The following is a 6,706-nucleotide window of genomic DNA, read 5'->3' as shown; positions in this document are numbered from 1 at the left end:
CAGTGGTTGACGGCACACTGCCGGCGCTCGGCGCCTCCAATCGCCTCGTCGAGGTGCGCCACCAGGGAGCTCTGCTGGGAGCGCTGAGCATCACCAAGCGGCCGGGTGAGGCGCTGACACCCGTCGAGGACAACCTGCTCGCCCACCTCGCCGGACAGGCGGGGCTTGTCCTCAAGAACGTCGGCCTCACCGATGACCTGCAGGCGCGCCTTGTCGAGCTGCGCGCCTCGCGACAGCGCGTGGTCACCGCCCAGGACGACGAGCGGCGCCGGCTCGAGCGCAACCTCCATGACGGCGCGCAGCAGCATCTCGTGGCCATCAAGGTGAAGCTAGGGCTTGCCGAGATGCTCATGGGACGTGACCCTGAGAAAGCGAAGGCCACGCTCGATCAGCTCAAAGGCGATGCCGACGAAGCCCTCGAGACCCTGCGCGACCTGGCCCGCGGCATCTACCCGCCGTTGCTGGCGGACAAAGGCCTGCCGGCCGCGCTGGAATCGCAGGCGCGCAAGGCGACCGTCCCGGTGGTCGTCGACGCCGAGGGCGTCGGCCGCTACTCGCAGGACATCGAAGCGGCCGTGTATTTCTCCGTGCTCGAGGCCCTGCAGAACGTCCAGAAGTACGCGCAGGCCGCCCAGGTGACCGTCCAGCTGCGCGAACAGGACGGCGCGTTGCTCTTCAACGTCAGCGACGACGGTCGCGGCTTTGACGTGACCACGACCGTCAAGGGTTCAGGCCTGGTGAACCTCGCCGATCGGCTCGATTCGCTCGGCGGAACGATGACGGTCGACTCGGCGCCCGGCAGGGGAACGGAGCTGCGCGGTTCGCTCCCCGTCTACGAGGCGACGCTGGCCGCCGACCACGCGTCCGCCAGCCGCTCGGGGCTGAACTCGGACTTGGGGATGAAGCCGGCGGCGCCGACCTCCTCCGCTTGAGGCCCGTACTCCGCGGCCTCGTAGGTCGAGAGAACGAGAACGACCACAGGCGTGCCGTTGGCGTGGTCGGCGAGGATCTGCCGGGTAGCTTCCAGCCCGTTGATCCCGGGCAGGTTCACGTCCATGAGCACGAGGTCGGGGTTGAGCTCATGCGCGCGCGTGACCGAGTCCTCGCCGCTCTCCGCCTCCCCGACCACCTCGAAGCCGTCGGTCATCTCGACCACTGTGCGGGCGACCGCGCGGAACGGCTCCTGGTCGTCGACGATCAGGACGCGGATCGGCATCACAGCACGAGGATAGGCGCTGGGGTCCCGTGCCACCAAGGGTGCCAGCCCCACTGTTGGGGTGGGGCAGCCCCCAGATGAGCGGCACGCTCACCTATCCTCGGGCCGTGCCGTTTCGCGTCGTCCTCGCCGAGGACAACTACCTCCTCCGCGAGGGCCTCGCTCAGCTGCTCGGGATGTCCGATGAGGTCGAGCTGGTGGCGGTGTGCGGTGACCTGCCCCAGCTCGAGCAGGCCATCGCGGAGACGGAGCCGGACGTCGTGGTGACCGACATCCGCATGCCGCCGACCGGCACCGACGAGGGCCTGCGCGCCGCTGACCGCCTGCGCCGCGAACGCCCCCGCGTGGGTGTGGTGGTGTTGAGCCAGTACGCCGAGCCGGAGTACGCGCTCGGCCTGCTCAGGGACGGCGCCGCCGGCCGCGCCTACCTGCTCAAGGAGCGCGTCTCGGACGTTCACCAGCTGGTGGGCGCGATCCGCGAGGTCGCCCGAGGTGGTTCGGTGATCGATCCGGCGGTGGTCGAGGCGCTGGTGGCGGCCCGATCGGCGCCGCGGGACTCGCCGCTTCGTGAGCTGACGCCGCGGGAGGGCGAGGTGCTCTCGCAGATGGCCCAGGGAAGGAACAACGCCGGCATCGCCGCCGCCCTCTCGCTCACCGACCGGGCAGTCGAGAAGCACATCAACGCGATCTTCTCCAAGCTCGGTCTTTCGGAGCAGCCGGACACCCATCGCCGGGTCAAGGCCGCTCTCGTCTACCTCGCCGAGCGGGGCGCCACTGGCTCGTCCGAATAGCTTCAGGCCCGTAGAGGAGGGTGGGCGGCGTACAATGCACCCGTCCGGCCAACATGGTCGGCAGTCGCTCGTGCTTCGTCCTCGCCTTCTTGAACGGACCGCGCGTCGTTGAGAAGAGTCGAGAGGGCAGGAGACACGATATGTCCACCAACGGGACAATCAAGAAGGTCCAGAGCGACCGCGGCTTCGGATTCATCGCCGCCGAGGATGGAGAGGAGTACTTCTTCCATCGCAGTGGCCTCGATCCATCGCTGAACTTCGACAGCCTGGCTGGCGGCGAGGCCGTCACCTTCGAGGTCGAGAAGAGCGACAAGGGCCCGCGGGCCAGCCGCGTGCGCGCCCAGGGCAGCTGACCCAGGACCTTGGCGGAAGTCGGGGGCGTCGTGCCCCCGGCTTCCGACTGCCGCGCAGGCGGTCGCCGCATGCGGCAGACCCCCGCTGACGACCGCGGCCCGTCGTCGGTGAACGCGTCTAGCGCTCCGTAAGAGCCAAAGGTAGCAATCTTGTCAGAGGTTTGTTACAGTCCGGTCTGACGAGAAGCGATTGGGGCATTTGCCCCGCTCAAGGCACCGGAGGAACCGACATGACAAGAGGGGATGCGCGGCACAGCTCAGGCCGCAAGACGAGCATCGGCCGCAGGCTGCGCGTTGGCGCTGCCGGGACGATCGCGGCGGGCGGGGCGATCCTGCTCGGGGGCGCGGTAGGGGTGATCACTGCGTCGGCCCACAGCGGGTCGGTGACAGGGTCGGAAACCTGCACGGGTTGGTCCGTCAGCGTCGACCTGGCCCACAACGTCACCACCGATCGGAACGTCGACGTCATCACCACGATCCCGGGTACCACAAGCATCGAGGACCAGCACTTCGACAGCAGCTACGGCAACATCTGGAAGGCGTCCGGTAGCAGCCCGGTGTCCGGCACCGTGTCTCTTCGGATCGACCGTGCCGACGACGCCACCCAGGAGTCCGGGCCGCCGAGCGCGGGATACAGCGTCACGCTGTCGCCACCGAGCCAGTGCGTCTCCGACATCAGCACCGACGCGTCCGCGGGCGGTCCCGTGGGAACCACGATCCATGACTCTGCGACCGTGAGCGGGACCGCCGGGAGCCCTGCGGGCACCGTGCTCTTCAAGCTCTTCCCGCCGAGCAACGCCTCCTGCAACGGGGACGGTGCAGCGGCCGTGTACACGGCAACCGTCGCGCTGACCAGCGTGGCCCCGGGCAAGAGCAAGGCCGTCGAGACCGGCTCGTTCACGACCACCGCCGTCGGCACGTACCACTGGTGGGCGACCTACAGGCCGGCTGCCGGCTCTCCGTATACCGACACGACCAGCACCTGCGACTTGGAACCTGTGACCATTTCCAAGGCGGCGCCGAGCATCGCCACCACTGCGGGCGCGGGCGGCGTCGTGCCGATCAATGTCACTGACTCGGCCACGGTCTCGGGCGGCAGCAACCCGACCGGCACCGTCACCTTCACCCTGTACCCGAGCGTTGCCGACTGTAACGCCGGCACGAACGCGGTGACCGGGTCGACGTCCACCGCGACCCTGTCGGCCGCCAAGGCGATGAGCGGTGCCGCGCACCTGACCACCGCCGGCACCTACCAGTGGATCGCCAAGTACAGCGGCGACGCCAACAACGCCGGCCTCTCGAGCAAGTGCGGCGACGAGCCCGTGACCACCACCAGCGGTGGCGGCGGCGGCGTCCAGGCCATCACCACCCCGAGCACGGGCGTGACCGATTCGCTGACCAGCGTCCGCGTCGGTGGCTTCCTTCTCCTCGGCGGACTGGGCGCGGCGCTGGCGGGCGTGCTCGTCCCGCGCCGTCGACGCAGCCAGTAACGTCTCAGAACTCGAGAAAAGGGCCGGTGTAATCGCACCGGCCCTTTTCTTTTGCCACAGTGTTGGCCGCCATGAGCTCCCTGGTCGCGGTCGCGGACGCCGCCCTTCTGCAGCGCTATTCCAAGGATGCGGCGCTGGTCTTCGACGCCGACGAGCGAGCCCGCTTCCTCGACGACCACGGCTGCCCGCGTTACCCGGACGAGCTCCCCTGGGAGCTGCTCTACCGCATCGAGCCCGACCTCTACGCCCGCCTGGTGGAGGGCGAGCGCCTGCATCAGGGGATCCTCGAGTGGCTGCCGGACCGGTGCGGCCGCGTGCTCGAGATCGGCGCCGGCGCGGGCCGCCTCACCCTCGACCTCGCCGGGCGCTCTGAGAGCGTGGTGGCCACCGAACCCGCCGCCGGGCTCCGCCGCATCCTCGAAGAGCGGCTGCCCGACGCCGGCGCAACCTGCGTCACCGTGGTCCGCGGGTTCTTCGACTCGCTGCCGGCGCCGCAGGCAGGGTACGACCTGGTGATCAGCTGCTCGGCGTTCACCGTCACCGCGCTGGATGACCCGGATCACTGCCTGCGGACGATGGAGAGCCGCTGCGCGCCCGGTGGCCTCGTTGTCGTGGTCTGGCCGAGCGATGTCGCATGGTTGGTGGCACGCGGCTTCGAGCACGTGGTGTTCGACGGCCCGATGCTGGTCGAGTATCCGTCCGTCGCGGAGGCCGTCGAGCTCGCCCGCATCTTTTACCCGGACGCCGTCGCGGCGATCAGCGCGCGAGGGTCGCGCTTCGTCGACTTCGTGACCCTGGGGATCAGCCCGCCGCGTGCGCTGTGCTGGAAGCGGCGCGCGTGAGGGGGAAGCCAGCGTGCGCATCGCGCTGATCGCCCCCTTGGTCACGCCGATCGGCGCGCTGCACCTCGGCGGCGCCCAGGCCGTCCTCGCCGACGTCGCCGGCGCGCTGTCGCGCCGGGGACATGACGTCGTGGTCTACGCGGCCCGAGGATCCCGCCTCGACGGCGTGACCATGGCGGGCGTCGACGTCGACCCGACGCTGCTCGAGGGCGATCTCTTCCACCCCGGGCCAGCGCAACCTGCCTCACCCGCCATGGCGGCGGCGTATCGCCGCGTGTACGGCGCCGTTCGCGATGGCGGCTTCGACCTGGTGCACAATCACGGCTTCGACACGCCGGCGGTGACGGTCGCGGCCGAGATGGATCTGCCGGTGCTGCACACCCTGCACCTCCCGCCCACCCCACTCTTCGCCGACGCGATCGCTCAGGCCCGTCGCAGCACCACCGCTGCCGTCTGGTGCGCGGCGGTGTCGCACGCGCATGCGACGAGTTGGGCGGAGTGCGTCAGCCTCGACGCCGTGTTGCGCAACGGGGTACCCGTCAACGAGATCTCCTTCCAGCCGCATGCCGCGCGCGCCGCGGTGATCGCCGCGCGATTCAGCGCCGAGAAAGGCGTCGATGACGGCATCGCCGCGGCCCGGCTCGCCGGCTGGCCGGTCGACGTCTACGGCACCCCGTACGACGCGGCGTACGAGCAAGCCATCCGGCAGCGCTGGGCGAACGACACCGAGGTGCGCTTCCACGCGCCGCTGCGCCGCACGGACCTCTGGGACGCGCTCGGTGCGGCGGGGGCAGCGCTGTGCCTCTCGCGCTGGGAGGAGCCGTTCGGGATGACGGCGGCGGAGGCCCAGGCCGCGGGAACCCCTGTGCTCGCGGCGCGGGTGGGCGGCCTCTCCGAGGTGGTGGACGACGGGGCCACCGGGTATCTGGTGGCCCCCGCCGACGTTGACAGCGCAGCCGCTGCGCTGGGACGCATTGACGCGCTGTCGCGCCAGGCATGTCGTCTGCACGCCGAGCGGTCGTTCAGCCTCGACGCATCCATCGACGCGCACGAGGCGCTGTACGCGCGGCTGGCCGGACCGCGCCATCGGGTACACGGCGCTACCGTGGAATCGCGCAGTTCCAGCGCTGGCGGAGGAGCTACATGATGGCCACCGAGAAGCAGAAGTCCGCTGCTCGTCAGAACATCAAGAAGGCGCAGACCGCCAGCAAGAAGGGCAGGATGGACATCGCCAAGCGCGACCAGGCGTGGAAGCGCATCAAGACAGCGGCCAAGAAGTGCAACGTGGAGATCGAGGCCGGCAGCTGGCGGGGGCTGGTCAAGAAGTAGCCAGGGCGACCTCCGTGATACTTGGCGCATGGGCTTCATCGATGTCTCCGGGCTACGCTACGTCCTCGGCGACGGTGGCGTGCTGTTCGACGATGTCTCGTTCCGGGTGGGCGATGGCACCACGACCGCGCTGATCGGTGCCAACGGTGCCGGCAAGACGACGTTGCTGCGCCTGATCGCCGGAGAGGTGACGCCGTCCGCAGGGACCATCTCGAGCGGGGGCGGCGTCGGCGTCATGCGTCAGTTCATCGGTTCCATCCGCGACGGCAGTACCGTCCGCGACGTGCTCGTCGCGGTTGCGCCGGCGGCCATCCGCGCCGCGCGGCGGTCCCTGGACGAGGCCGAACGACAGCAGCTAGAGGACGATGGCGTTGCTGCAGCCATGGCGCACGCGCAGGCCATCGCCGACTGGAGCGAGGTCGGCGGGTACGACGCTGAGGTGGTGTGGAACCTGTGCACGCAGGCCGCGATCGGCCTGCCGTACGCTGAGGCACACGCGCGACCTGTCGCGCAGCTGAGCGGCGGCGAGCAGAAGCGTTTGGCTCTAGCAGGGTGATGAAAAACCCCTTGTCGGGTTAAACAGGAATGTGAGAGTCTTGCGGGGACACGTCCCAGCAGGAGACCTCACATGCGTGGCAGCACACTGCAGCAGGGAGAGATTCTCTCCACGCTAACGCCGGACCAG

General features: G+C 69.5%; 9 protein-coding genes. 8 read left to right on the top strand and 1 reads right to left on the bottom strand.

All coding sequences use genetic code 11. The annotated features are described in order from the left end of the window. Positions 1-932, top strand: a 932-nt coding sequence (locus JF886_RS02425) for a sensor histidine kinase (protein WP_337309249.1), incomplete at its 5' end; no start/stop codon positions are given. On the opposite strand, the gene JF886_RS02420 is transcribed toward JF886_RS02425, so the two are convergent. Beyond that, entirely contained in the window at positions 833-1,216 is a 384-nt protein-coding gene (locus JF886_RS02420) for a response regulator (RefSeq protein WP_337309247.1), read from the bottom strand. The two genes, JF886_RS02425 and JF886_RS02420, sit on opposite strands and share 100 nt — an antisense overlap. Before the next feature lie 107 nt (positions 1,217-1,323). Here JF886_RS02420 and JF886_RS02415 point away from each other — a divergent pair, with 107 nt between their 5' ends. From JF886_RS02415 to JF886_RS02385, 7 genes are all read left to right on the top strand, one after another. Continuing rightward, the gene (locus JF886_RS02415; RefSeq protein ID WP_337309245.1) at positions 1,324-2,007 is read left to right on the top strand and encodes a response regulator transcription factor; all 684 of its coding nucleotides are present in this window, start codon (positions 1,324-1,326) and stop codon (positions 2,005-2,007) included. A gap of 140 nt (positions 2,008-2,147) precedes the next feature. Beyond that, positions 2,148-2,360 carry a cold-shock protein gene (locus tag JF886_RS02410; protein WP_337309243.1) on the top strand — a complete coding sequence of 71 codons (213 nt, stop codon included), beginning with the start codon at positions 2,148-2,150 and terminating at the stop codon, positions 2,358-2,360. 230 nt (positions 2,361-2,590) lie between these two features. Beyond that, positions 2,591-3,850 (top strand): hypothetical protein, encoded by a 1,260-nt coding sequence (locus JF886_RS02405; RefSeq protein WP_337309241.1) that lies wholly within the window; start codon positions 2,591-2,593, stop codon positions 3,848-3,850. Between the two features lie 71 nt (positions 3,851-3,921). Further along, on the top strand, positions 3,922-4,692 hold the full coding sequence (locus JF886_RS02400) for a class I SAM-dependent methyltransferase (RefSeq protein ID WP_337309239.1): 771 nt from the start codon (positions 3,922-3,924) through the stop codon (positions 4,690-4,692). 13 nt (positions 4,693-4,705) lie between these two features. After that, a complete protein-coding gene (locus tag JF886_RS02395; protein ID WP_337309237.1) occupies positions 4,706-5,839 on the top strand; it encodes a glycosyltransferase in 1,134 nt (377 codons plus the stop codon). Next, entirely contained in the window at positions 5,839-6,021 is a 183-nt protein-coding gene (locus JF886_RS02390) for a hypothetical protein (protein ID WP_337309235.1), read from the top strand. Before JF886_RS02395 ends, JF886_RS02390 begins: the two co-directional genes overlap by 1 nt. Positions 6,022-6,049: 28 nt before the next feature. After that, positions 6,050-6,577 (top strand): ATP-binding cassette domain-containing protein, encoded by a 528-nt coding sequence (locus JF886_RS02385; protein ID WP_337309233.1) that lies wholly within the window; start codon positions 6,050-6,052, stop codon positions 6,575-6,577. Positions 6,578-6,706: the final 129 nt, after the last annotated feature.

This window comes from Candidatus Aeolococcus gillhamiae (genome assembly GCF_016464765.1).
In the GTDB taxonomy this organism is placed as follows: Bacteria; Chloroflexota; Dormibacteria; order Aeolococcales; family Aeolococcaceae; genus Aeolococcus; species Aeolococcus gillhamiae.
This window is presented reverse-complemented; position numbering and strand designations above follow the sequence as displayed.

What these genes read in the sequence shown, in the direction of transcription:
- JF886_RS02405 (WP_337309241.1), top strand. Translation starts at nt 2,591, where the DNA reads ATGACAAGAGGGGATGCGCGGCACAGCTCAGGCCGCAAGACGAGCATC.
- JF886_RS02420 (WP_337309247.1), bottom strand. Translation starts at nt 1,216, where the DNA reads ATGCCGATCCGCGTCCTGATCGTCGACGACCAGGAGCCGTTCCGCGCG.
- JF886_RS02410 (WP_337309243.1), top strand. Translation starts at nt 2,148, where the DNA reads ATGTCCACCAACGGGACAATCAAGAAGGTCCAGAGCGACCGCGGCTTC.
- JF886_RS02390 (WP_337309235.1), top strand. Translation starts at nt 5,839, where the DNA reads ATGGCCACCGAGAAGCAGAAGTCCGCTGCTCGTCAGAACATCAAGAAG.
- JF886_RS02385 (WP_337309233.1), top strand. Translation starts at nt 6,050, where the DNA reads ATGGGCTTCATCGATGTCTCCGGGCTACGCTACGTCCTCGGCGACGGT.
- JF886_RS02400 (WP_337309239.1), top strand. Translation starts at nt 3,922, where the DNA reads ATGAGCTCCCTGGTCGCGGTCGCGGACGCCGCCCTTCTGCAGCGCTAT.